The organism is uncultured Aliiroseovarius sp. (genome assembly GCF_947497285.1).
Lineage (GTDB): Bacteria > Pseudomonadota > Alphaproteobacteria > Rhodobacterales > Rhodobacteraceae > Aliiroseovarius.
Window position 1 is genome coordinate 257,697 of record NZ_CANMFT010000004.1, and the last position, 22,372, is coordinate 280,068.

24 protein-coding genes are annotated in these 22,372 nt (G+C 59.3%); 11 read left to right on the plus strand and 13 right to left on the minus strand.

Features of this window, described 5'->3' with window-relative positions; genetic code table 11:
• Positions 1 to 113 precede the first annotated feature (113 nt).
• On the plus strand, positions 114 to 596 hold the full coding sequence (locus Q0864_RS09120) for a hypothetical protein (RefSeq protein ID WP_298568318.1): 483 nt from the start codon (positions 114 to 116) through the stop codon (positions 594 to 596).
• A gap of 11 nt (positions 597 to 607) precedes the next feature.
• Here Q0864_RS09120 and Q0864_RS09125 read toward each other — a convergent pair whose 3' ends face one another.
• The 3 genes from Q0864_RS09125 to Q0864_RS09135 all read right to left on the minus strand — a co-directional run bounded on the left by Q0864_RS09125 (position 608) and on the right by Q0864_RS09135 (position 5,762).
• Positions 608 to 907 (minus strand): hypothetical protein, encoded by a 300-nt coding sequence (locus tag Q0864_RS09125; RefSeq protein ID WP_298568321.1) that lies wholly within the window; start codon positions 905 to 907, stop codon positions 608 to 610.
• Positions 908 to 1,032: 125 nt separating this feature from the next.
• On the minus strand, positions 1,033 to 4,269 hold the full coding sequence (gene carB, locus Q0864_RS09130) for a carbamoyl-phosphate synthase large subunit (protein ID WP_298568324.1): 3,237 nt from the start codon (positions 4,267 to 4,269) through the stop codon (positions 1,033 to 1,035).
• Positions 4,270 to 4,448: 179 nt separating this feature from the next.
• The gene (locus tag Q0864_RS09135) at positions 4,449 to 5,762 is read right to left on the minus strand and encodes a glycosyltransferase family 87 protein (RefSeq protein ID WP_298568326.1); all 1,314 of its coding nucleotides are present in this window, start codon (positions 5,760 to 5,762) and stop codon (positions 4,449 to 4,451) included.
• Positions 5,763 to 6,017: 255 nt separating this feature from the next.
• Here Q0864_RS09135 and aspS point away from each other — a divergent pair, with 255 nt between their 5' ends.
• From aspS to Q0864_RS09150, 3 genes are all read left to right on the plus strand, one after another.
• Positions 6,018 to 7,868: an aspartate--tRNA ligase gene (aspS, locus tag Q0864_RS09140; RefSeq protein ID WP_298568328.1), complete on the plus strand. Its 1,851-nt coding sequence runs from the start codon at positions 6,018 to 6,020 to the stop codon at positions 7,866 to 7,868.
• A 96-nt stretch (positions 7,869 to 7,964) separates the two neighbouring features.
• Complete coding sequence (locus tag Q0864_RS09145) at positions 7,965 to 9,350, plus strand: DUF1800 domain-containing protein (RefSeq protein WP_298568332.1); 1,386 nt, start codon at positions 7,965 to 7,967, stop codon at positions 9,348 to 9,350.
• A 17-nt stretch (positions 9,351 to 9,367) separates the two neighbouring features.
• Entirely contained in the window at positions 9,368 to 10,594 is a 1,227-nt protein-coding gene (locus Q0864_RS09150; protein WP_298568334.1) for a DUF1501 domain-containing protein, read from the plus strand.
• Positions 10,595 to 10,670: 76 nt separating this feature from the next.
• On the opposite strand, the gene Q0864_RS09155 is transcribed toward Q0864_RS09150, so the two are convergent.
• Together Q0864_RS09155 and Q0864_RS09160 are read right to left on the minus strand one after the other, a co-directional pair.
• Entirely contained in the window at positions 10,671 to 10,853 is a 183-nt protein-coding gene (locus Q0864_RS09155) for a hypothetical protein (RefSeq protein WP_298568336.1), read from the minus strand.
• 139 nt (positions 10,854 to 10,992) lie between these two features.
• A complete protein-coding gene (locus Q0864_RS09160) occupies positions 10,993 to 11,712 on the minus strand; it encodes a response regulator (protein WP_298568338.1) in 720 nt (239 codons plus the stop codon).
• Positions 11,713 to 11,870: 158 nt separating this feature from the next.
• On the opposite strand from Q0864_RS09160, the gene mce reads away from it, so the two are divergent.
• The 3 genes from mce to Q0864_RS09175 all read left to right on the plus strand — a co-directional run bounded on the left by mce (position 11,871) and on the right by Q0864_RS09175 (position 13,451).
• Positions 11,871 to 12,275 (plus strand): methylmalonyl-CoA epimerase, encoded by a 405-nt coding sequence (mce, locus tag Q0864_RS09165; protein WP_298568340.1) that lies wholly within the window; start codon positions 11,871 to 11,873, stop codon positions 12,273 to 12,275.
• Complete coding sequence (locus tag Q0864_RS09170; protein ID WP_298568343.1) at positions 12,275 to 12,550, plus strand: DUF1467 family protein; 276 nt, start codon at positions 12,275 to 12,277, stop codon at positions 12,548 to 12,550. Before mce ends, Q0864_RS09170 begins: the two co-directional genes overlap by 1 nt.
• 322 nt (positions 12,551 to 12,872) lie before the next feature.
• Complete coding sequence (locus tag Q0864_RS09175) at positions 12,873 to 13,451, plus strand: hypothetical protein (protein ID WP_298568346.1); 579 nt, start codon at positions 12,873 to 12,875, stop codon at positions 13,449 to 13,451.
• Between the two features lie 122 nt (positions 13,452 to 13,573).
• Here the strand turns inward: Q0864_RS09175 and Q0864_RS09180 are convergent, their stop codons facing one another.
• The 3 genes from Q0864_RS09180 to Q0864_RS09190 form a co-directional block, all read right to left on the minus strand.
• On the minus strand, positions 13,574 to 14,284 hold the full coding sequence (locus Q0864_RS09180) for an EI24 domain-containing protein (protein ID WP_298568348.1): 711 nt from the start codon (positions 14,282 to 14,284) through the stop codon (positions 13,574 to 13,576).
• Positions 14,281 to 14,859 carry a nitroreductase gene (locus Q0864_RS09185; RefSeq protein ID WP_298568351.1) on the minus strand — a complete coding sequence of 193 codons (579 nt, stop codon included), beginning with the start codon at positions 14,857 to 14,859 and terminating at the stop codon, positions 14,281 to 14,283. Before Q0864_RS09185 ends, Q0864_RS09180 begins: the two co-directional genes overlap by 4 nt.
• Before the next feature lie 77 nt (positions 14,860 to 14,936).
• Positions 14,937 to 16,049 carry a class II histone deacetylase gene (locus tag Q0864_RS09190; protein WP_298568354.1) on the minus strand — a complete coding sequence of 371 codons (1,113 nt, stop codon included), beginning with the start codon at positions 16,047 to 16,049 and terminating at the stop codon, positions 14,937 to 14,939.
• A 76-nt stretch (positions 16,050 to 16,125) separates the two neighbouring features.
• Between Q0864_RS09190 and Q0864_RS09195 the strand changes: the two genes are divergently transcribed.
• Positions 16,126 to 16,380, plus strand: a complete 255-nt coding sequence (locus Q0864_RS09195; RefSeq protein ID WP_298568357.1) for a DUF167 domain-containing protein — start codon at positions 16,126 to 16,128, stop codon at positions 16,378 to 16,380.
• On the opposite strand, the gene Q0864_RS09200 is transcribed toward Q0864_RS09195, so the two are convergent.
• From Q0864_RS09200 to Q0864_RS09220, 5 genes are read right to left on the minus strand one after another with little or no spacing between them, the layout of a single operon-like run.
• Positions 16,377 to 16,856: a DUF805 domain-containing protein gene (locus Q0864_RS09200; RefSeq protein WP_298568360.1), complete on the minus strand. Its 480-nt coding sequence runs from the start codon at positions 16,854 to 16,856 to the stop codon at positions 16,377 to 16,379. The two genes, Q0864_RS09195 and Q0864_RS09200, sit on opposite strands and share 4 nt — an antisense overlap.
• A 19-nt stretch (positions 16,857 to 16,875) precedes the next feature.
• Complete coding sequence (plsY, locus tag Q0864_RS09205; RefSeq protein WP_298568363.1) at positions 16,876 to 17,484, minus strand: glycerol-3-phosphate 1-O-acyltransferase PlsY; 609 nt, start codon at positions 17,482 to 17,484, stop codon at positions 16,876 to 16,878.
• The gene (gene pyrC / locus Q0864_RS09210; protein WP_298568366.1) at positions 17,477 to 18,748 is read right to left on the minus strand and encodes a dihydroorotase; all 1,272 of its coding nucleotides are present in this window, start codon (positions 18,746 to 18,748) and stop codon (positions 17,477 to 17,479) included. Before pyrC ends, plsY begins: the two co-directional genes overlap by 8 nt.
• Positions 18,745 to 19,218 carry a hypothetical protein gene (locus tag Q0864_RS09215; RefSeq protein ID WP_298568369.1) on the minus strand — a complete coding sequence of 158 codons (474 nt, stop codon included), beginning with the start codon at positions 19,216 to 19,218 and terminating at the stop codon, positions 18,745 to 18,747. Before Q0864_RS09215 ends, pyrC begins: the two co-directional genes overlap by 4 nt.
• Positions 19,211 to 20,173, minus strand: coding sequence for an aspartate carbamoyltransferase catalytic subunit (locus Q0864_RS09220; protein WP_298568372.1), 963 nt, complete (start codon positions 20,171 to 20,173; stop codon positions 19,211 to 19,213). Before Q0864_RS09220 ends, Q0864_RS09215 begins: the two co-directional genes overlap by 8 nt.
• A gap of 123 nt (positions 20,174 to 20,296) precedes the next feature.
• On the opposite strand from Q0864_RS09220, the gene Q0864_RS09225 reads away from it, so the two are divergent.
• Genes Q0864_RS09225 through moaB form a run of 3 tightly spaced genes read left to right on the plus strand, consistent with a single transcriptional unit; the run spans position 20,297 to position 22,260 of the window.
• On the plus strand, positions 20,297 to 21,097 hold the full coding sequence (locus Q0864_RS09225; protein ID WP_298568374.1) for a uracil-DNA glycosylase: 801 nt from the start codon (positions 20,297 to 20,299) through the stop codon (positions 21,095 to 21,097).
• Positions 21,094 to 21,696, plus strand: coding sequence for a metallophosphoesterase (locus Q0864_RS09230; protein ID WP_298568376.1), 603 nt, complete (start codon positions 21,094 to 21,096; stop codon positions 21,694 to 21,696). Before Q0864_RS09225 ends, Q0864_RS09230 begins: the two co-directional genes overlap by 4 nt.
• Positions 21,697 to 21,705: 9 nt before the next feature.
• Positions 21,706 to 22,260 (plus strand): molybdenum cofactor biosynthesis protein B, encoded by a 555-nt coding sequence (gene moaB / locus Q0864_RS09235; RefSeq protein WP_298568378.1) that lies wholly within the window; start codon positions 21,706 to 21,708, stop codon positions 22,258 to 22,260.
• Positions 22,261 to 22,372 lie beyond the last annotated feature (112 nt).

A 22,372-nucleotide genomic window follows, 5' to 3' on the forward strand; every position in this document is an offset into this window, starting at 1 on the left:
ACGCATCGAACATTTCGTCACATAAATGTCTTACTTAAGCCTACAGGCTGCTTTAAACGGAAACTTAATATCCGCCGAGATACAATTCCCCAATTGGTTGAAATCACGAGGATATGATGAGATTTCTGAAAATTGCGAGCGTGGCCTTGATTCTGACCGCGTGTGCTGAATCGACCACCATCGACTTGGCTAAAAACCAGTTCATCTTGCAGACTTCGGCTGAAGCGGCCTGCGGACGGATCGCGACGACAAAGGTGGCCAACAAAATGGCAGCAGTCGAGACTCTGCGCAGAGGCTACGACCGCTTTGTGATTCTGGGGGCGGCATCTGCCAACAATACGCAGACGGTGGTCACTGGGCCAACCTATGCCACCACCTACGCCAATGCGTCCGCTTACGGCAATCGCGCTTATGGAACATCCAACACCTATTATGGTGGCCAGAGTGTTCTGTTCACTGGCACACATGATCAAGACTTGAATGTGCTGATGCTCAGAAAAGGCGAACGTGGCTACAATTCCGCCATTCAGGCTAAGCAGGTCTTGGGCGAGAATTGGAAAGAGATCTCTGAGAAGGGCATCAACACTTGCACCTAGCGGACGGCACTCTACCCCTCCCTACTCACACTGAACAACACCCAACCCTCAATCCGGGCGACCTCAACCCCTCCGGTATCAGCCTGGAACACGCCGAGCCCTTCGTAGTCTTCGGGGCAGGCCACGAGGTCAGCGGTGTGGTCAAGATATTCCACCGTGGCCGCGCTTTCGCCGACGCGGCGGCATTGGTCGCCATCGGCGCGGTAGCCTCCACCAAACAGCGGCAGGTCTGTTGCGGGTGGGGTATAGGGTGGCGCGGTTTCGCATGCGGCCAGAAGGCCGATCATCATTATGGGGACAACGTTTTTCATAGAGCTCTCCTGCTGGATCACCACCATGATACCATAAGTTGAACGCTCCCCGTCAAAACATCACGCACGGAGAGGCGGAAAAGCGCGCGTGGCGGCGCGCTGCTCTGCTTTTCTCCGTTTTGGTGTCAGGCGCTGGTGTCTTGCAGCGCTTTGACCTCGATCGGCCGTTCAAGGCGCATCTTCATTGCCCGTGCGGCCGCATGGCTGCCTGTCAGGGTGGTGAAATACGGGATCTTGTCCATCAGCGCGACGCTGCGCATCTGGCGGCTGTCATCGACCGACTGCGCGCCTTCGGTGGTGTTCATCACCAAATCCACACCGCCATCCTTCATGATGTCAATGATGGTGCGCCCGGGTTCGAACGCCTTGGGCGCCACGATGGCGGCAACGTCATGCTGCGCCAAGAACGCGGCCGTGCCGGATGTTGCGAGGATCGAGAAGCCAAGCTCCACCAACATTTTCGCCGTGTCCGCCAGTTGGTCGCCTTTGTCGCTGTCCTTGATCGACAAGAACACCGTTCCGTCCGAAGGCAGGATGGTGCCGGCCCCAAGTTGGGCCTTCAGAAACGCCATATCAAAGCTCTTGTCGGTGCCCATGACCTCTCCGGTCGAGCGCATTTCCGGTCCCAAAATGGTGTCGACACCGGGGAAGCGCGCGAAGGGCAAAACGGCCTCTTTCACTGCATAGGTGTCAATCTCGGGATTGACCAAATCGAACGCATCCAGCTTTTCGCCCGCCATCAGGCGCGCGGCGATCGAGGCGATCGGGCTAAGCACCGCTTTGGCGACGAACGGCACCGTGCGCGAGGCACGTGGGTTCACCTCAATCAGATAAATCTCGTTATCCTTGATGGCGAATTGCACGTTCATCAGGCCGACCACGTTCAAGGCGAGGGCAAGCGCTTCGGTCTGCTTGCGCAGCTCGGTGATGATCTCAGGCGACAGCGAATAGGGCGGCAGCGAACAGGCACTGTCGCCCGAGTGCACGCCGGCCTCTTCGATATGTTGCATGATGCCGGCCACATGGACCTTTTCGCCATCACACAGCGCGTCCACGTCGACCTCGACGGCGCCGGACAGGTAGTGATCCAGCAGAACCGGGCTGTCACCGGACACAACCACTGCTTCGGCGATGTAGCGCTCCAACTGCTTCAAATCGCGCACAATTTCCATCGCGCGACCACCCAGAACGTATGAAGGGCGGATCACCAGCGGGAACCCGATATCCTCGGCGATTTTCATCGCCTGCGCATCGGTCGAGGCAATCCCGTTATGGGGCTGTTTCAGGCCAAGTTGGTTGACCAGCGCCTGAAAGCGCTCGCGGTCTTCAGCCAGGTCGATGGCGTCGGGCGTGGTGCCAAGAATCGGGATGCCCTCGGCCTCCAGCGCATTGGCCAGCTTCAGCGGCGTCTGGCCGCCAAACTGCACGATCACACCATGCAACGTTCCGTTTTCCAGCTCGACGCGCAAGATTTCCATCACATGTTCAAACGTCAGCGGTTCGAAATACAGCCGGTCCGAAGTGTCATAATCCGTCGATACGGTTTCGGGGTTGCAGTTGACCATGATGGTTTCATAGCCAGCTTCGGTCAGCGCGAAACAGGCATGACAACAGCAGTAATCGAACTCGATCCCCTGCCCGATCCGGTTTGGACCGCCGCCTAGAATGACCACTTTTTTGCGGTCTGACGGGCGGGCTTCGCATTCCACCTCGCCCATCATCGGGGCTTCGTAGGTCGAATACATATAGGGGGTTTGCGCCTCGAACTCGGCCGCACAGGTGTCGATGCGTTTGAAGACGGCATTCACCCCGACGTTGCGGCGCGCCAAACGCACCTCGGCCTCTTTCTTGCCGGTCAGGGTCGCCAGACGCGCATCGGTGAAGCCCATCATCTTGAGCTTGCGCAGGCCGTCCGCGTCGGTCGGCAGGCCTTGGACCTTTACCTGCTCTTCGCACTCAATGATCTCGCGAATGCGGGCCAGGAACCATGGGTCGAATGCCGTCACGGCGTGGATGTCGGCATCTGACATGCCATGGCGCATCGCTTGCGCGATGGTGCGCAAACGATCAGGCGTTTGTTTCGAGATTGCACGGACAAGTGCTGCATGCTGCGGCGCGTCTTCGATCTTGATCTCGTCGAACCCTGTCAGATCGGTTTCCATCGACGCCAGGGCCTTTTGCAGGCTTTCGTGGATTGTGCGCCCGATGGACATAACCTCGCCCACTGACTTCATGGCGGTGGTCAGGTGAGGTTCCGAGCCGGGAAACTTCTCGAACGCGAAGCGCGGGATCTTGGTGACGACATAGTCGATGGTCGGCTCGAACGAGGCGGGCGTCACCTTGGTGATATCGTTGTCCAGTTCATCCAGCGTATAGCCCACCGCCAGCTTCGCGGCGATCTTGGCGATCGGGAACCCGGTGGCCTTTGATGCCAACGCCGACGACCGGCTGACACGCGGGTTCATCTCGATCACGACCATGCGGCCGTCTTCGGGGTTTACGGCCCATTGCACGTTTGATCCGCCGGTTTCGACGCCAATCTCGCGCAGCACATTGATCGAGTGCGTGCGCATCAGCTGGTATTCCTTGTCGGTCAGCGTCAGCGCGGGGGCAATCGTGATCGAATCCCCCGTATGCACCCCCATCGGGTCCACGTTTTCGATTGAGCAGACGATGATAGCGTTGTCAGCAGTGTCGCGCACCACCTCCATCTCGAACTCTTTCCAACCCAACAGGCTTTCGTCGATCAAGATCTGGCTGACCGGGCTGGCATCCAGACCAGAGCGGCAGAAATGTTCGTATTCTTTGCGGTTATACGCCACGCCACCGCCTGTGCCACCTAGGGTGAAGGCCGGGCGAATGATCGCGGGAAGGCCAATGTCTTCCAACGCGGCCATGCATTCTTCCATCGTATTGGCGATGGTCGCACGCGGGTTTTCAATGCCCAAACGGTCCATAGCTTCGCGGAAAAGCTTGCGGTCTTCCGCCATTTCGATGGCTTCGCGTTTGGCACCGATCAGTTCTACGTCGAATTTCTCCAACACACCCAGATCAGCCAGTTCCAATGCGGTGTTCAATCCAGTCTGTCCGCCCATCGTGGGCAACAGCGCGTCGGGGCGTTCTTTTTCGATGATCTTTGCGACAACCTCGGCGGTGATCGGTTCGATATAGGTCGCGTCCGCCAGCCCCGGATCGGTCATGATCGTCGCGGGATTCGAGTTCACCAAAATGACCCGATACCCTTCTTCGCGCAGCGCCTTGCACGCCTGTGCACCAGAATAATCGAACTCGCAGGCTTGCCCAATGATGATGGGCCCCGCGCCGATAATCATGATAGAGTTGATATCGGTTCTTTTCGGCATGAAGACCCCCATCGGCAGACTGACGCACGCAGGATTCTCGCCCGCGCGCAAATTGTCGTGGGTTATAGACATAGGGGCACTTTGCGCAAGCCCCGAATGCGTATCAGCAACCGGTTTGACAGGGACACATGGACATTTGCGCCAAGAAGGGCGCAAACAGCAGCAAGATTGCCACTGGTTCAGACCCTGACAGAAGGGGCATTGCCCCTGCACGCAGCACCGCGACTGGTGGCAACCAAAGCCGCAACGATCGCGCCACAAATGCCGACATTCATCGCGACCTGCAAAAGAAACGTGGACGGATACAGGGCGAGCAGAAAATAGACTGGTAACGACAGACCCACACCGACGAGGCCCAACAGTGGCACCACCCACCTCCGCCCACTGAATTCCAACAGACCCGGCAGCAGAAAGATCGGCAGAACGAGATAGTGCAGCCACCCCAGCGGGCTGAGAAACAGCGTTATCATCGCCACCATCATGATACGTAACCACGTCCGTTTACGCCGGCCGTGATCGCGTGTTGTGACGAATATCGCGATGGGGGACAAGATGAGAGCCAAGCGCATCACCCAGCTGACCCAAGCGGGCTCTGCGATGAACCCCGGATCGGGTTGGAGTTGGCTCGACGCACCATTGAACAGACTGCCAGCGCCGGTCAGAACCGCGTTGAGACTGAGGTTGATACGCGAAATCAAGACCTGGCCATCCAAAAGCGCGAGTTGACGCAGAAACTGATCGTGCAAGGGCCAACCCGTGACGGCGACCGAAGCCCCCGCCAGTGCAGCACCAACCGCAGCAAACCAACCCAGCGCTTTCCAGTCGCGCTCCATCAGAAATATCAGGGCAAACAGCGCGGGTGTGAGCTTGATCGCCGCCGCCAGCGCAAGTATCGCACCGGCGCGGCGCGGCTTGCCCTCTGACAACCACACAAAGCTTTGTAGCGTCAGCATCGCCACAAGAATTTGAGGTTGCCCAAGGTTCAATGCCAATTGTGGCGCGGCGCCAAAGACCACGAAGGGCAGCAGGATAAGGATCCATGCTGGCATCGACAGGCGTGTTGGCCTGACCAATCGGTAGCTGAGAAAAAACATCCAGACAAAACACCCGGCATAGATCGAAAGCCATGCGAGCCAGAAAAGCTTGAAGGAGAGCACGCCTGCCATTGGCGCCAAAACAGCCGCCCAGATCGGTGGGTAGACAAATGGGGTCAGATACAATGTCGGGCTATCGAAGCGACTGATTTCACCCGCGGCCAACAGCCGCCACGCGCGGGGATAGGCGTCGGGATCCCACAAAAACGCGGTCCCAATCGGGAAAATCTGATCGAACTGGCCATCGTGATAGAAGCGTGCCGCGAAATACAGTGCTGAGAGGTCCAGCGGCCACGTCTCTCGATAAGCGAACAAGACAAGGGCGAAGAAAAGGCTCAGAAACAGCTTGATGTATCTGCGATCCTTTTCAGGATCCAATGCCTGTGTGTGCGCGTTCATTGCGAATGCCCGTTCGAAAACCAATTACATGCTCATGACGACCTGATGTCACCAACCCTGGACGAATTAATCACCAAAGGGCACACGACTTGCCGCGTTCTTCTTGCTGATTTGTAGCCCGTCTGGCTTGTCGGACCAAGAAAATCATCACCACTCGGGCGCAAAATGGGGACCAATCGACCGCTTCGGCTTGACTTTACCCCTCAAGGCAGGTGTATCGGCGCGATACAAATAAACTGCTCTTGGGGGCAACCAATGCACGCTTTTCGCAGCCATACCTGTGCTGAACTGAACAAATCGAACGTCGGCGATACCGTCCGCCTGTCTGGCTGGGTCCATCGCATCCGCGACCATGGTGGTGTGCTTTTCGTCGATTTGCGCGACCATTATGGCATCACGCAGGTTTTGTGCGACCCCGACAGCCCTGTCTTTGCTGACCTTGAAAAGGTGCGGTCCGAATGGTGCATTCGCATCGACGGTAACGTGAAGGCGCGCGACGAAAGCCTGATCAATGACAAGATCCCAACCGGCGAGATTGAAGTCTTCGTGCGCGATCTGGAAGTTCTGGGCGCCTCGGAAGAGCTGCCGCTGATGGTCTTTGGCGATCAGGAATACCCGGAAGAGACGCGCCTGAAATACCGTTTTCTCGACCTGCGCCGCGAGGCGATGCAGAAAAACATGAAGCTGCGGTCGGATGTCGTTACTTCGATGCGCAAGCGGATGTGGGAATTGGACTTCCGCGAATATCAGACGCCGATCATCACGGCTTCAAGCCCTGAAGGCGCGCGCGATTTCCTTGTGCCGTCGCGTCTGCACCCCGGCAAGTTCTATGCGCTGCCGCAAGCGCCGCAGCAGTTCAAACAGCTGATGATGGTGGCGGGCTTCGACAAATACTTCCAGATCGCCCCTTGTTTCCGCGACGAAGACCCGCGCGCCGACCGCTCGCCTACCGACTTCTATCAGTTGGATATGGAGATGTCTTTTGTCACTCAACAGGACGTATTCGACACCATCCAACCAGTGCTGAAAGGCGTGTTCGAGGAATTTGGCGGCGGTCGCAAAGTCGATCAGGACTGGCCGCAAATCTCCTATAAGGATGCGGCGCTGTGGTATGGCACCGACAAGCCGGACCTGCGCAACCCGATCAAGATGCAAGTTGTATCCGACCATTTCCGCGGCTCGGGTTTTGCAATCTTTGCCAAGCTCTTGGAGCAAGAGGGCACCGAAATCCGTGCCATTCCCGCCCCCACGGGCGGGTCGCGCAAGTTCTGCGACCGCATGAACAAATTTGCGCAGCAAGAAGGTCTGCCCGGTATGGGTTACATCTTCTGGCGCGAAAAAACCGCCGATGCGGTTGCTCAGGAACTGGGCATTCCGGTCAAAGACGCGCAGGCCAAGCTGAAGTCCGGCGAAGTCGAAGGCGGCATGGAGGCCGCCGGTCCGCTGGCCAAGAATATCGGTCCCGAACGGACCGAGGCGATCCGCCAGCAACTGGGTCTTGGCATTGGGGACGCGGCCTTCTTCCTTGGCGGCAAGCCCAAAGCGTTTGAGCCCGTCGCAGGGCGCGCGCGCAACGTCATTGGCGACGAGCTGAACCTTCTGGACCGGGACCGCTTTGCCTTCGCGTGGATCGTGGATTTCCCGATCTTCCAGATGGACGACGAAACCGGCAAGCTGGACTTCGACCACAACCCCTTTTCGATGCCACAAGGCGGGATGGAGGCGCTGGAGGGCGACCCCTTGGCTGTGCGCGGCTATCAGTATGACCTTGCGTGTAACGGCTATGAGCTGGTGTCCGGCGCGATCCGGAACCACAAGCCCGAGATCATGTTCAAAGCCTTCGATCTGGCCGGTTACGGCGAAGACGAGGTGCGCAAGCGGTTCGGTGGCATGGTAAACGCCTTCCAATACGGCGCGCCCCCGCACGGTGGTTGTGCTGCCGGGGTGGACCGCATCGTGATGCTGCTGGCCGATCAGGAAAACATCCGCGAAGTGGTGATGTTCCCGATGAATCAGCGCGCCGAAGACCTGATGATGAACGCGCCCAGCGAACCGCAGAACGAACAGCTACGCGAACTGCACCTACGGGTCATCCCGCAAGACTGATCGCAGGCTCCGTCGCCAAGTCGGACAAATTCCCCTGTTCATAATTGACTTGCCCGTGCAGGATACGCGGGCAAGTTTCTTTGCAGGAGACCTGGGATGAGTTTCGATCCCGAAATCGCTGCGGTTCGTTTTGGATTTGGACTTGGCCCGCGCAGCGCGCCAGTTCAAAGCACCACTGGAATGCTGGAAGCGCTACGCGGCGCAGATACGCAGGCGGCAATGCTGCCCATCCCCGGCTTTGTCGAAACCTATCCCGACATCCTTGAGATCCGCGGCCTTGGCAGGGCACGAAGGGCGGCCAAGGACAAAGGAAAGACTGACTTCGATGCGGCGCAGAAGGCTTTACAGGTCAAACGTCGCGAGATGCGGCGCAAACGGAATGCATGGTTCCTTGCCAGCCTCAGTCGCGCCAGCATGGCCGAAGACACTTTTCGCGAACGCCTTGTGCGGTTCTGGTCTGATCATTTCACAGCCATCGGCAAGGGAAACCAGTTCGAGTATCTCGGCACGACCTTTACTGAGGACGCAATCCGCCCTCATATCGCAGGCCGTTTTGCCGACATGCTGAAAGCGTCCAGCACGCACCCCGTGATGCTGTATTATCTGGACCAGTTCGCCTCGGCCGGTGAAAACAGCAAGCTGGCGCAGAAGGGCAAGCGAAGCCTGAACGAAAACCTTGGCCGCGAAATCCTCGAACTCCACACATTGGGGGTCGAGGGGGGCTATACCCAAACGGATGTGCGCGCGTTTGCCAACCTGCTGGCAGGCTTCACGCTCAAAAAGACCGGAAAAGCTGGCTTTGACCACAAAAAGGGCAATCCGGGCGCGGAAACCGTGCTTGGCAAAAGCTATGGCACAACGACACCTCGGGTCGAGGATGTGATGGAAGCGCTCGACGATCTGGCACGTCACCCGGATACGGCGCGTCATATTGCCCGGAAGCTAGCTACGCATTTCGTGGCAGACACCCCGGACCCCGATCTTGTCGCACAAATTGAGCAGGCCTTTCTGGCAAGTGACGGCGATCTTGTGACTGTTTATGAGGCGATGCTTGACCACCCGGCTGCCTGGTCGCGCGATCTGCAGAAGGTCAAACAACCCTTTGATTTCGTTGCCAGCAGCCTGCGCGCATTGGACGTGTCCCACGAGGCGCTTGAAACGCGAACCCCGAAAGAACGCAACCTGATGTTGCTTGGGTCGCTGAAATTGATGGGGCAAGCCTGGGGACGACCAAGTGGCCCCGATGGCTGGCCAGAAGACGCACGCAACTGGATCACACCGCAAGGATTGGCGGCGCGCATACAATGGTCGATGACTGCGCCGCCTGTGCTGACCACCCCCCTACCCGACCCGCGCGAATTCGTCACGACCGCACTGGGCAGCCTTGCCGGGGACACCACGCTTTTCGCCGCGCGGGCCGCTGAAACCCGCACAGAAGGTGTCGGGATGATCTTGTCCTCGCCTGAGTTTCAGAAGCGCTGATGGAAAGGACGACCCCCATGACCGTTCAAAGCCCCCCCACCCGTCGGCAGTTTCTGGCAAGGGCTGGTGCGCTGGGTTGCTCACTGGCCGCCTGCCCCTTGATGACGCCGATCAGCTTGGCAGCAACGCCGGGAGATCACCGTTTGGTCGTGATCATCTTGCGCGGCGGCATGGATGGTCTGGATCTTGTGCGCCCGGTTGGCGACCCGGCTTTCGCCGGCCTGCGCCCGACGATCCTTGGCGACAAGAAAGGCCTGCCGCTTGACGGGTTCTACGAACTTCACCCCTCCGCAAAGGGCTTGCATCAGCTTTGGACGCAAGGCGAGCTGTCTTTTGCCCACGCCGTATCGACGCCTTACCGCGACAAGCGCAGCCATTTCGACGGGCAAGACATCCTTGAAGCTGGCGTCGGAAAGGATGGTCGCATCTCGGATGGTTGGTTGAACAGGTTGGTCCAGACCATGCCAGAGGCTCAATTGCGAACGGCTCTGGCGGTAGGACGCGAAGACCTGTTGATCCTGAATGGGACAGCCCAAACGACGGGTTGGTCGCCCGAGGCGTCGTTGACCCTGTCGCCAGCCACGCAAGTTCTGCTTGAACGGATGCACAAGTCCGATCCCTTGTTTTCCGTATCCCTGCACGAGGCCATAGATTTGGCAAAACGATTGGACAATTCGCAAGACCCTGATGACACGGACGACCCGCAGCAGATGATGATGCAATCCGTGCAAGCGGCCAATCGCAGGGGCGGAATAGAGGCCATCGCCAAGTTTACCGCCGACATGATGCAAGAAGACACGCGCATCGCGTCTTTCTCGATCACCGGTTGGGACACACATGTCTCGCAGGCGGGCAGTTTCGCGGGTTCTGTGCGAAAGCTGCAAGCCGCGATCATGACGTTGAAGTCAGAGCTGGGTGACCTCTGGGGCAAGACCACGGTCATGGCGATGACCGAATTTGGGCGCACGGTTCGGCAAAATGGCAGCAGGGGCACAGACCATGGAACCGGCGGGGCGGTGGTTATGGCCGGCGGCGCACTGCGTGGCGAGACCGTGCACGGCACATGGCCCGGCTTGGACGAAGCAGACCTTTATCAAAGGCGGGATCTGATGCCGACTGCGGATATCCGACTTTATGCCGCATCTGCGATGCAGGGGCTATTCGGTCTGGACAAATCCGAACTTGAGCAAACGATCTTCCCCGGTTTGGATATCTCGGATGGCCTGCCCAGCATCCTGCTATAACAAAACAAGCGCGCGTTAGAAAAAACGCGCGCTTGAAAGTTTGCACCGCGGGTCCAGGCGGCGCTATGGTCGGCGGTTAGCCAGCCAAAGGACGTTGATCAATCACTTCTGTTGTCGCATCGGCTCGGGGCTTAGTTTGCTCGGCTACTGTCAGAAAAACGGCCACGGCCATCATGCCAGCACCTGCAACCAAAACAGTCCAGTCGATCACGGCATTACCAAACTCGTCATCTGCAAAACGCTTGATCAGCTTTTTCATCGTTACTTCCTCGTTAAAAACGTTCAGACCACCCCGTCCTCAGGTCTTTTTCTGGCAGTCAATTTGGGCGGAAATGAGGAAGCGCGCGGCCAATTTCATGCCCCACCGGGGGTAATACGGTGGCGTGTGGCGCAACGCTTCAGAGCATCTGACGCGCCGCCAGCCGTTCTTGCAGCATCCCAGCTACGCGGGCCAGGTCAGAGCCTGTTCCACGCCCTTCAGCACGCGCGCGCGCCAAACATTGGGCCGCATCTTCCAGCGATGGGTCGTGCGCGCTACGCGCCAGACCGCCAAGAAACTGTGCCACATAGTCCTGTGTCGATCCATCGACGTCATTACGCATGAGCTCGGCCACATGGGAAAGGTCATCCTGAAAGGCCATCTGATCGGGTTCGACCATTTCTTGCGGCAAGGCACGCGGGGCGACCGGGCCCTCTGCTGCGGGCAGGACGGACATGATCGACTGCTGGAACACCGCCAGGCTTTCGACCGGCTTGGCCAAAAACCCGTCGGCGCCTGCGCTCATAGCGGCATCGCGTGTGGTTTCATCGCCGCTCATCCCCAACAGGACAGGCACCCGAATGACATCGTTGGCAAGTTCCCCAATCAGGTCAGCGCCAGAACCATCCGGCAACCCCATATCGACGATCACGATGGAGGGACGATAGACCCGAAGGTGACGATGGGCCGCGCACAGGCTGTCGGCCCGCCGAATGCGCGCACCTGATCGTAGACACAAGAGCCGGATAGCCTCGGACGCAAATCGGCTGTCTTCGACGACAAGCACGGTCAGTCCTTGCAAAGGACGGTCAGCACTTGGTGGCTGGGTCATCATGAATTGTTCGAGGTCATCGCTCATCTGCCTCTCCTTTCACGTCCCAAGGTGCGTCAAAACTGCCTAACAATCCGTTAAGCGGCCAAGCGGCAGTGTGACTTTTTTCCATGCGGCACCGCGGCGCTTGCCGAAGTGGATGAAGCCCGGCATAACCAGCCCAGCACAAGATAGGGAGAATTGACATGATCGGACGTCTGAATCACGTGGCCATTGCCGTGCCGGACCTTGACGCAGCTGCGGCGCAGTATCGCGACACGTTGGGGGCCGAAGTCGGTGCGCCTCAGGACGAACCCGACCACGGCGTCACCGTTGTGTTCATCACCTTGCCAAACACCAAGATCGAACTGCTTTATCCATTGGGGGATGCCAGCCCGATCGCCGGTTTTCTGGAAAAGAACCCCGCCGGCGGCATTCATCATATCTGCTACGAGGTGGACGACATCCTTAAGGCACGTGACAAGCTGCAAGCGGAAGGCGCGCGCGTGCTGGGGACCGGAGAGCCCAAGATCGGCGCACACGGAAAGCCCGTGCTGTTTCTGCATCCCAAGGATTTCAACGGCACGCTTGTCGAGCTGGAGCAGACCTGATGTCAATCACCGCCGCCATCGTTCTTTATGTTGTCATTTGGTTCGTTGTTATGTTCGTCACCCTGCCAGTGCGTCTGCGCACACAGGGCGACGAAGGCGAGGTCGTGCCCGGCACCCATGCCGGCGCGCCCGCGAATTTCAAATTGGGTCGCACGATGGTGATCGTCACCATCATCACCACCGCCGTATGGGCTGTGGTGGCTGGGATCATCGTATCGGGCTGGATCTCCGTCGAGGATCTGGACTGGTTCGACCAATACGACTCGCCTACCTAGGCACGATCACCTCGTCCAGTCCGGCTTATCCTGCGCTTTTCAGGCATTTGCCCACACCCTTATTCGTGAAGCACACGCTTAGGCTGTGGTTTTCTGCGCGGCGCGGCGATCTGACGCAACCTATGAACGATTCATATTTTATTCGTTTATAAACAGCGTATTAATGAGATTTCTGGCGCCGGCTTTTTCTCCTCCCTTCTCATCTTCGCATTTTGCAATTCGCATTTTGGAAAGTTTCACCCCAACTATCTAGTGAGGAAAGCGGAAGACAAACCTGCTCGCCTCGTCAGATTTAAACGCCTTACTTGAGGGGGTAAGAAAAATGATTTCCAAAACCACAGCACTTGTTGCACTTCTATCATCTGGCGCAATGCTCGCCATTGCCGGTGGGCCCGCCGCTGCGCAGACCCGCTGCACCATCGCAACGGCTGAGAGTTCGCTTGAGCCAAGCAATCTTTGCGAATGCGAGATCGTGACACCGGGAATGGTGTCGTATATTCAGCGCCATCCGGATTTCGTCTATGTGCTTGAGCAGACGACCGAAGAATGCCCGGCCTTTGCGAAGGTCCTTGGCAACATGCCAACCGCAGCATCGGCAGAAGAAAGGGAAAGCCGCGACAAAACCGACGGCATGAAGGTGATCGGCAAGGACGACAAACCGCCCAAAAAGGACCCAAGCAAGAAAGATCCGTCGAAGAAGGATCCATCCAAGCCTGACAATGGCGGCGGCGACACTGGTGAACCCGGTGGCGACACCGGTGAGCCTGGCGAAGAAGCAGGTGGCGACAACGGGTGTCACGAAATCGGCGGTGAAGGAGGGCAAGTTTGCCCGCCGGAACATGTCGGCGATACCGGGGAATGCGGTGCAGAGGGGTGCAAACCCAAGCCAAGATCCAACTAAGGGTTCCGCCGACATTCAGGCGAAACCCACCCGGACAGAGCCAAACATAACTGGAAAGAGCGCGCCCCGTGGCGCGCTCTTTTTTTGCGCCCGATGAAAACCCGTTGAAAAGCCTTTCGCGGTCAGATCTCACCCGCGCCGTTTGCGCGCGTTGAAACGCGGTGGAACATATGTGTGAAGGTCGCCGCCCCCAAAATAGGGATCAGCAGGTTCACCAGCGGGATCGACAGCGGAATGGCCATCAGCGTGCCTGCCAACCAAACCTGTAGATTGTGGCGCGCGCGCAAACGGTTGGCCTCGGTGCGACCAACACGGCGCATGGCGGCCATCTGAAAGTATTCGCGACCTAGCAAATACCCGTTCACGACCCAGAAAAGGACCGGTGCAAAGGGACCGACGAAGAAGAACAGGATCAATGCGATCAAGTTCACACCGACGATCACCCCAAAGAACCCCAGACTGTCGCGAACGGTTTCCAGCATCGGAACGTCCGGTGCAGGTGGCAATTGGGGATAGTGGCGGGCTTCGACGGCGTCTGCGACCTCGTCCAGAAAAATGCCAGTGAAGGCACCAGCTACAGGTACCATTAGCACCACTGACAGAACGATCATCACAAGAACGGACGCCCACAACGCCAAGCCGTCCACCCATGACACGTCGCCAATGAACGGCAAGCTAAGCGTGTCGGGCACCAAGAACCCCACCAACCATGTCATCACGAGCGTGACGCCAACCAGCAAGCCAACTGTCAGGGCGAGCCCCTTCATCAGCACATTACGAAACCGCGGGTCAGTCATTTGACCGACCGAGCGGAAGAAATCGTCAAGGATCATGTCGATACCCATTCGGTGATGGTGGCCAGATCCGGTCGCGGGCGCTCTGGCGGTGGGCTTGTTTCGGTGCCGATGTGGATGATGCCGGCAACGGTTTCGTCGTCTTGCAGCCCCAACCCTTCGCTCAGAAAAACCCGGTCGTGACTGATCCAACCCGACAGCCAGTTCGCACCCCATCCCGACGCCAGAGCGGCGTTCAGAAGCGACAAGCAAACCGCGCCAGCGGACAGGACCTGTTCGATCTGTGGCACCTTGGGGGTTGCGACGGGCGCGGATACGACCACAACCGCCAAAGGGCTGTCGGCAAAGGCTGACTGCGCTTTCGCGATCTGCTCAGCTGGTTCATGCAATGCCTCACCCCGGACGCCGACAAGTTCCACCAGCCGCCCCATCGCGCCGCGTTCAAGCACGATGAACCGCCACGGCTCGAGTTTGCCGTGATCCGGGCTGCGCGCAGCCGCGGTCAGGATAGGTTCAAGCGCCTCTCGGTCAGGCGCGGGTCCGGTCAGCGTTTTCGCAGGTCGCGAGCGGCGCGTCAGCAGGAATTCCAGCGCAGCTTGGTTGCGGTCGGGCATGGTTTTGTCCTTGATCTGGCAAAATGCAGGCGTGGGGAACATGTCGGGTGTCGAGAGTGGCGCGTCAAGATGTTACGTCACTTAACATTAAAAAAATCTCGCATCTCGGTTATCAGGTCCGAGTAGACGCGCACCATTCTGTCATTTGGCTGGCTCGCGGCGAAATTCTCGGCCAATGGGTCGGCAGCATGAATGCCGGCCTCTGACATCTCCTCCAACACAGCATGGCCGCAAAATGGCACATAGGATTCGGAATAACCGCCTTCATGGGCCATCATCAAACGCCCGTCGCAAAGATCGCCAGCCAGTTCCATCACCATGCGTGTCATCTGCCGAAACGTATCGGCGGTCGCAAGCATACAAGACAGCGGATCGTTCACCGCCGCGTCATAGCCGCAGGCAATCACGATCACATCGGGTTCATGGGCGCGAATTGCAGGGTCGACGATACGCTCCATCACCTCAAGATACGTGGCATTCCCGGCCCCCGGTGGCAGTGGAATGTTCATATTCGCGCCCGCCCCAGCGCCCTCCCCTCGGACATCCACATCCCCCGTGTCGGTTGGATAGTTCCGTTCCTGATGGATCGAGATGGTCAGAACGTCAGGGTCTTCGATAAAGATCGCCTCAGTGCCATTGCCATGATGCACATCCCAATCCAACACCACGAACCGCTTGGCCAACCCCTTCGCCTGCGCGTTGCGGATCGCAATCGCGAGGTTTGCAAGCAGGCAGAACCCATTGGGAAACTCGGGAAGGCAGTGATGGCCGGGCGGGCGCGACAAGGCATAGGCATTGTCCAGATCGCCCTTTAGAACGGCCTCTAGCGCGGCTACGGACAACCCCACCGATAGGGTCGCAATCTCGTATCCGCCCTGCCCAAACGGGGTGCGCAAACCCAGTTCGCCGCCACCCGTGTCAGAGGCGCGCTTGAAGGCGTCAAGAAAGGACGCCGGATGCACCCGCGCCAGCATCTCGCGATCAGCCTCGGCCGCCGATTGCGTGCGCAGCGCGCCCAACAAGCCGGTCACGTCCATCAGGTTTTTCAGCCGGCGCTTGGTTTCCGGGTTTTCAGGCAGCCCTCCGGCAGCCAGCGGCTGCACCAAACCACCCACCGGCAGTTTGCCCGCATAATTCCCACCCGAATGCCAAAAGCATTTTTCGTCCCAGAAAAAGCCGGTCTTGTTCATCACGCGCACTCCTATTTTGCAGGCAGAGTGACCCAGCACGCTTGCATCGTCCAGCCCTGCCCGACAGGATGGCGCCATGAAGAAAGGTGACCTGTCCCATTTGGCAAATCCCGGCGCGCTGTTGGCGGTCCGCGTCACACCCAAAGCCGCGCGCAATCAGGTCGATGCACGCGGGGATCAGCTTTACGTCTCTGTCACGGCCGTGCCCGAGGACGGCAAGGCCACAAAAGCCGTGATAAAACTGCTGGCACACGCCCTTGGCATCGCAAAATCGCGCCTCGTTTTGACACAGGGCGCGATATCGCGAGACAAGGTTTTTCGGATCGATTAAGCCTCGTCGCGAACGCGCGGAATTGAGGAGGCTGCAAAGTCGCCATCTGCGTCGCCACCACCGTCACCACCGTAGCCCTCCCCACCAAGGGGGTCATTGCCAAACCGGTTGGGGCCATGCGTGCCTTTGCCGGCGAACCAGACAACCAGGATGATGAAGCCGACCAAGGGGATCAGGAACAGCCAATACCACCAGCCACTGCGATCGGTGTCATGCAACCTACGAACAGCGACCGAGATCGACGGCAAGAAGGTGGCCAGGCCGAACAGACCGGACAGGACCGGCGTGTTTGTTTGGGCTTCGAACCCGCCGTCATAAGTTGTCACCGTGCCAAACAGAACGCTGTCAACCATGCCCAGCAGCAACTGCCCCGCAAACACGAACAGCACGAACCACCAGAATTCCGACCGCTGGGCGCGGCCTTGGAACGTGACGTATTTTGAAAAACACGTCCGAATTGACTCCATGAAGCTCATATCTGTCCCCCTGTCCGGGCTATTTTTTTCCCCCGATGCGGGGTTCATCCCCGGCAATCAGTCGTTCAATGTTCGCGCGATGGCGGATGAAAATCAACAATGCAAGTGCGATTGACAGAACTGCGTAACTCGTAAGGCCCAGCAATATCGCCCAGATCGGAGACAGTGCAGCAGCAGCCAGTGCCGCCAGCGACGAAATGCGAAACAGCAGGGCGACCACAAGCCATGTGGCACAGGCAGCCAGCCCGACGGGCCATGCCAGCGCCAGCATCGTGCCCAGCCAAGTGGCGACCCCTTTACCGCCCTTGAAGCCCAGAAAGATGGGGAAGCAATGGCCCAGAAAAGCCGCGAAACCTGCGATCTGTGCCGCATCATCCGCAAACAACGCCCGCGCAATCAACGCCGCTGCCGCCCCCTTGCCTGCATCCCCCAGTAGCGTCAGCAAGGCGGCAGGCTTGTTCCCGGTGCGCAGCACGTTCGTCGCTCCGATGTTGCCTGACCCGATCTGGCGCAAATCGCCCAGCCCGAACAGGCGCGCCATGACGATGCCAAAGGGCACCGAGCCGAGAAGGTAACCCAAGGCCGCGACCACCGCGAGCACGGGCAGCGAGGTGATCAGCTCAGGCATCGTCACCTCCGAACACGCGTTCGCCACCGACCCATGTGCCCAGCACGCGCCCCTCCATCCGCGTGCCGTCAAACGGCGTGTTCTTGGATTTCGAGTTCAGTTTGAACCGGTCCAGCACGAAAGGGGCGTCGGGGTCGAACAGAACCAGATCTGCGGGCGCGCCTTGTGTCAGTTCTCCGCCCGGCAGACCAAAGCGGCGCGCGGGGTTCAACGAAACAGCCCGCCAGAGCGTCGGCAGGTCAATCAACCCGGCATGGACCAGACGCATAGCAGCGGGCAGTAGGGTTTCCAACGCGACTGCGCCCGACGCGGCCTCTTCAAACGGCAAGCGTTTGCTTTCTTCGTCCTGCGGGGTGTGCATGGACGAGATAATGTCGATCAAACCTGTCGCCACGGCATCGGCCATCGCCAGCCGGTCATCTTCCGACCGCAGCGGGGGTTTGACCTTGAAGAAGGTGCGATAGTCGCCCACGTCCAGCTCGTTCAGCGTCAGGTGGTGAATGTTGACCCCGGCGGTCACATCCAGCCCCGCCGCCTTGGCCCGTTCCAAAGCTGGCAACGCATGCGCTGTGGACAGGTTGTCGACGTGGTAGGCGACGCCGGTCATCTCGACCAGCGCCAAATCGCGTTCCAGCCCCATCCGTTCGGCCATCGGGCTGACCGCTGGCAAGCCGCGCAAGCTGGCGAACTTGCCCGAGGTCACGGCGGCCCCCTTCGACATGTTCGGGTCTTGCGGGTGGCCGATGATCAACGCGCCCAGGCTGCGCGCATAGGTCATCGCGCGGGAATACACCTTGTTGTCGGTGACGACATGGTCGCAATCGGTGAAGGCCACCGCGCCTGCGTCCAGCATGAACCCCATCTCAACCATTTCGCGGCCTGCGCGGCCCTTGGTCAGTGCGGCCATGGAATGCACGTTCACTGGCGCCACCTGGCTTGCCCGACGCGCGACAAAGGCCAGCGTTTCGGGCGTGTCGACGGCTGGCGTCGTGTCGGGCCGGATCACCATCGTCGTGACGCCCCCCGCTGCCGCCGCCAGCCCCGCACTGCGGAAACTTTCCTTGTGACGTTCGCCGGGTTCGCCGATTTTCACGCCGATATCGACGATACCGGGCGCAAGGCATTTGCCGCCGCAGTCGATCACGGTGCCATCCTCGCCCGCATTTACACCCGAGATCACACCGTCTTCGATGGTCAGACTGCCCAGCGCGTCCGTGTCCATCTCAGGATCAATCAGGCGCGCATTGGTGAAAGTCGTTGTCATACAGTGTCCCCCATCACGCCCCGCGCGCGGTCAATCGCGGCTTGGGTGGCCTTGGTGTCGGCCTGGTATTTCATCATGTATTTGTCGCCCATCGTCGTCACCACCTGAGCGGCCGAGAATATGGTGTTCACCTTGGCGATATTGCCCAGCAGGATGGTTCGATTGCCCGGTCCAATCAGCCGCCGGTTTGTCAGATACCATGTGAACCCCACCTGTTCGCGCGCCACATAGACCCCGCGCACGGCGATGGCGGCGACGGCCCCGACCACACCGGTCCAGGCATGGGGATTGCCCATATAGATCAGGATGCCAGACATCAGAACGGACCCCAGCGCAGCCAGCAAGACGTGCTCTTTCACATAGGTGGTCAGGTTGCCGGAGAAGCTTTCGATCAGCCGCTCGCCCGACTCAAGCGCAGGGCCGGTCTGGCTTTCCAAACGGGGTTCCAGTTCGAAGTCATGCTCAGACATAGACACCCTCGGGCTTGGCGGCACGGTCGGCGCGCAGGTTGCGGGCCAGAAGGTCCATTGCGGCCATGCGCACGGCGACGCCCATTTCGACTTGCTCCTGAATGACCGACCGGTTGATGTCGTCTGCAATGGTGCCGTCAATCTCGACCCCACGGTTCATCGGACCGGGGTGCATGACGATAGCGTCGGGTTTGGCATGGGCCAGCTTTTCAGCGTCCAACCCGAAGCGGTGATAGTATTCGCGTTCGGATGGGATGAACCCGCCGTCCATCCGTTCACGCTGAAGACGCAGCATCATCACGACATCGGCATCTTTCAGACCCTCTTCCATGTCGTCATAGACCTCGACCCCGAACTGGTCGATTTGGGACGGCATCAGCGTTGGTGGGCCGATAAGGCGCACGCGGTTTTCCATCTTGCCCAGCAGGATCAGGTTGGAGCGCGCCACTCGGCTGTGGGCGATGTCGCCGCATATGGCCACGGTCAGGCGATGCAGCCGCCCCTTCTCGCGCCGGATTGTCAATGCATCCAACAGCGCCTGCGTGGGATGTTCGTGCTTGCCGTCACCTGCGTTCAGAACCGCGCAGTTCACCTTTTCGGCCAACAGGTTTACCGCGCCCGAATGGGGGTGACGCACCACCAGCAAATCCGGGTGCATCGCGTTCAGTGTCAGCGCCGTATCAATCAGCGTCTCGCCTTTTTTGATCGACGACGCCTGCATTGCCATGTTCATCACGTCCGCACCCAGACGCTTGCCCGCAATCTCGAACGAGGCCTGCGTGCGGGTGGAGTTTTCGAAGAACATGTTGATCTGCGTCAGCCCGGCCAGAGCGTCAGATCGTTTCTGCGCAGAGCGGTTCAGATCCACATAGCTGTCGGCCAGATCAAGAACGGTTTTAATCTCTTCGGGGTGAAGCTGTTCGATCCCCAAAAGATGGCGTTGGCGGAATGTCATTTGGGCCTCCGTCCTGTGGTTAGGTGCTTATAGGATCGGGGGGCGGGCGCGTCCATCCCTTCTGCGTCTGATTGGCACAACAGATCGTTTACCTTCCTCGCGCGCGCACTTAGGCTGTGCGGCATGGAATCGGCACAAGACTGGCATAGCGCGAAGGCGCTTCTGGAGTGGTATATCGAACTGGGCGCGGTAGACGCGATCGGGGATGAGCCAGTTGACCGCTATGCGCTGGAACCAACCCCGCCGAAACCCGTGAAAGTGTCGCCAGATAGCCCCGCTTCTGCGACCCCGACGAAACAAACCGCTGCACCCCAAGCGGACCATGTCGCATTGGCAAAACAGGCGGCGGCGGCGGCCGGTGATCTGGAGGCATTGCGCAGCGCTATCGAGGCCTTCGAAGGCTGCGAGTTGAAGCGCGGGGCGCGCAATACGGTGATCGCTGATGGCAACCCCGCCGCCCGCGTGATGATCATCGGCGAGGCACCCGGCCGGGACGAAGATATCGCGGGCAAGCCTTTCGTCGGGCGCGCCGGGCAGCTTCTGGACAAGATGTTTGCCGCGATCGGCATGGGGCGCGACGCCCCCCTGTCGAAAGATGCGATCTATATCACCAACGTCATGCCGTGGCGCCCACCCAACAACCGCGACCCCAGCGCAGACGAAATCGCGATGATGACACCCTTTCTGGAACGCCACGTGCAACTGGTTGCGCCGGACCTGCTGGTCCTGATGGGCAACACGCCGTGTCAGACGGTGTTGGGGCGCAAGGGCATCCTGCGGATGCGTGGCAACTGGGATCAGGGTTGGGGCAAGCCCGTCATGCCGATGACGCACCCGGCCTATCTTCTGCGCAACCCTGTCGCCAAACGCGAGGCTTGGGCGGATCTTCTGTCCATTCGGGCCAAGCTGCGAGACTTGGAATGAAGATCCTCGCCTTTTCTGACCTACATCTTAGCACGCTGGCGGCCAAAAACTTGCTCAAGGCGGCTGAAGACGCGGACTTGATCCTTGGCTTGGGTGATTACGCCCATCAGCGCAAAGGGCTGGCTGAATTTGTCGCCCCATTCGCCAATTGGGGCGCGCGGGCCGTATTTGTGCCCGGCAACAACGAAACCGATACCGAACTGCGCGCCGCCTTTGCGGGCAGCGACGTGACCATCTTGCACGGTGAAACGATCACGATTGACGACGTGACCATCGCAGGCATCGGCGGCGCCATTCCGCCACCCCCTTCGATTCCGTGGAAGTCATTTGACCTGACCGAAAACGAGGCGCATGCGATGCTATCCCCGATTGAGCACGCCGATATCCTGATCTCTCACTCGCCACCAAACGGCGTGGCTGATCAGCACTCTGAATTTGGGGCTTTGGGATCATATGCGGTGCTGGATGCGGCGAAGCGTTTGTCACCGAAGTGGCTTCTGTGCGGTCATATCCACGACGCTTGGGGTGCACGCGGCCACATCGGCACGACGCAGGTTTGGAACCTCGGCCCCACGCCCAACTGGATTTCACTTAGTTAGGATCAACACATGTCCCACATCACGCCCGACGCCGCCGCCACCCGTGACTTCATTCCGGTGCGTATCGCCGTGCTGACGGTCTCTGACTCGCGCAAGTTGGACGAGGACCGATCCGGCGACACTTTGGTCGCCCGGCTGGAGGACGCGGGCCACATTCTTGCCGACCGAATGATTGTCCGCGATGAACGCGGCGACATCGCGGATCAACTGCGCGCCTGGTCGCTGGACCCCGACATTGACGTGGTCATCTCCACCGGCGGCACCGGGCTAACGGGGCGCGATGTCTCGGTCGAAGCGCATCGCGATGTCTATGAAAAGGAGATCGAGGCATTTTCGACGGTGTTCACCATCATTTCGATGAACAAGATCGGAACCTCTGCGGTGCAAAGCCGCGCCACTGGCGGCGTGGCCAATGGCACCTATCTGTTTGCCCTGCCCGGCAGCCCCGGTGCGTGCAAGGACGCATGGGACGACATTTTGGTTCACCAGTTGGACTACCGCCACATGCCGTGCAACTTCGTCGAAATTTTTCCCCGTTTGGACGAACACAAACGACGGAAATGATCCACCAACGCGTATGAAGCGTAACAAACTTGCAGGTCGGGACATGCCAAACCTGTGACCATGCGCCTCTTGCCCCGGTTTCACGGGGCGGTCAGGATGCGCGAAGTGCAAG

Excerpts from the sequence above, each read along its gene's own strand:
- Q0864_RS09120 (WP_298568318.1), top strand. The coding sequence starts at position 114 with ATGATGAGATTTCTGAAAATTGCGAGCGTGGCCTTGATTCTGACCGCG.
- Q0864_RS09125 (WP_298568321.1), bottom strand. The coding sequence starts at position 907 with ATGAAAAACGTTGTCCCCATAATGATGATCGGCCTTCTGGCCGCATGC.
- carB (WP_298568324.1), bottom strand. The coding sequence starts at position 4,269 with ATGCCGAAAAGAACCGATATCAACTCTATCATGATTATCGGCGCGGGG.
- Q0864_RS09135 (WP_298568326.1), bottom strand. The coding sequence starts at position 5,762 with ATGAACGCGCACACACAGGCATTGGATCCTGAAAAGGATCGCAGATAC.
- aspS (WP_298568328.1), top strand. The coding sequence starts at position 6,018 with ATGCACGCTTTTCGCAGCCATACCTGTGCTGAACTGAACAAATCGAAC.
- Q0864_RS09145 (WP_298568332.1), top strand. The coding sequence starts at position 7,965 with ATGAGTTTCGATCCCGAAATCGCTGCGGTTCGTTTTGGATTTGGACTT.
- Q0864_RS09150 (WP_298568334.1), top strand. The coding sequence starts at position 9,368 with ATGACCGTTCAAAGCCCCCCCACCCGTCGGCAGTTTCTGGCAAGGGCT.
- Q0864_RS09155 (WP_298568336.1), bottom strand. The coding sequence starts at position 10,853 with ATGAAAAAGCTGATCAAGCGTTTTGCAGATGACGAGTTTGGTAATGCC.
- Q0864_RS09160 (WP_298568338.1), bottom strand. The coding sequence starts at position 11,712 with ATGAGCGATGACCTCGAACAATTCATGATGACCCAGCCACCAAGTGCT.
- mce (WP_298568340.1), top strand. The coding sequence starts at position 11,871 with ATGATCGGACGTCTGAATCACGTGGCCATTGCCGTGCCGGACCTTGAC.
- Q0864_RS09170 (WP_298568343.1), top strand. The coding sequence starts at position 12,275 with ATGTCAATCACCGCCGCCATCGTTCTTTATGTTGTCATTTGGTTCGTT.
- Q0864_RS09175 (WP_298568346.1), top strand. The coding sequence starts at position 12,873 with ATGATTTCCAAAACCACAGCACTTGTTGCACTTCTATCATCTGGCGCA.
- Q0864_RS09180 (WP_298568348.1), bottom strand. The coding sequence starts at position 14,284 with ATGATCCTTGACGATTTCTTCCGCTCGGTCGGTCAAATGACTGACCCG.
- Q0864_RS09185 (WP_298568351.1), bottom strand. The coding sequence starts at position 14,859 with ATGCCCGACCGCAACCAAGCTGCGCTGGAATTCCTGCTGACGCGCCGC.
- Q0864_RS09190 (WP_298568354.1), bottom strand. The coding sequence starts at position 16,049 with ATGAACAAGACCGGCTTTTTCTGGGACGAAAAATGCTTTTGGCATTCG.
- Q0864_RS09195 (WP_298568357.1), top strand. The coding sequence starts at position 16,126 with ATGAAGAAAGGTGACCTGTCCCATTTGGCAAATCCCGGCGCGCTGTTG.
- Q0864_RS09200 (WP_298568360.1), bottom strand. The coding sequence starts at position 16,856 with ATGAGCTTCATGGAGTCAATTCGGACGTGTTTTTCAAAATACGTCACG.
- plsY (WP_298568363.1), bottom strand. The coding sequence starts at position 17,484 with ATGCCTGAGCTGATCACCTCGCTGCCCGTGCTCGCGGTGGTCGCGGCC.
- pyrC (WP_298568366.1), bottom strand. The coding sequence starts at position 18,748 with ATGACAACGACTTTCACCAATGCGCGCCTGATTGATCCTGAGATGGAC.
- Q0864_RS09215 (WP_298568369.1), bottom strand. The coding sequence starts at position 19,218 with ATGTCTGAGCATGACTTCGAACTGGAACCCCGTTTGGAAAGCCAGACC.
- Q0864_RS09220 (WP_298568372.1), bottom strand. The coding sequence starts at position 20,173 with ATGACATTCCGCCAACGCCATCTTTTGGGGATCGAACAGCTTCACCCC.
- Q0864_RS09225 (WP_298568374.1), top strand. The coding sequence starts at position 20,297 with ATGGAATCGGCACAAGACTGGCATAGCGCGAAGGCGCTTCTGGAGTGG.
- Q0864_RS09230 (WP_298568376.1), top strand. The coding sequence starts at position 21,094 with ATGAAGATCCTCGCCTTTTCTGACCTACATCTTAGCACGCTGGCGGCC.
- moaB (WP_298568378.1), top strand. The coding sequence starts at position 21,706 with ATGTCCCACATCACGCCCGACGCCGCCGCCACCCGTGACTTCATTCCG.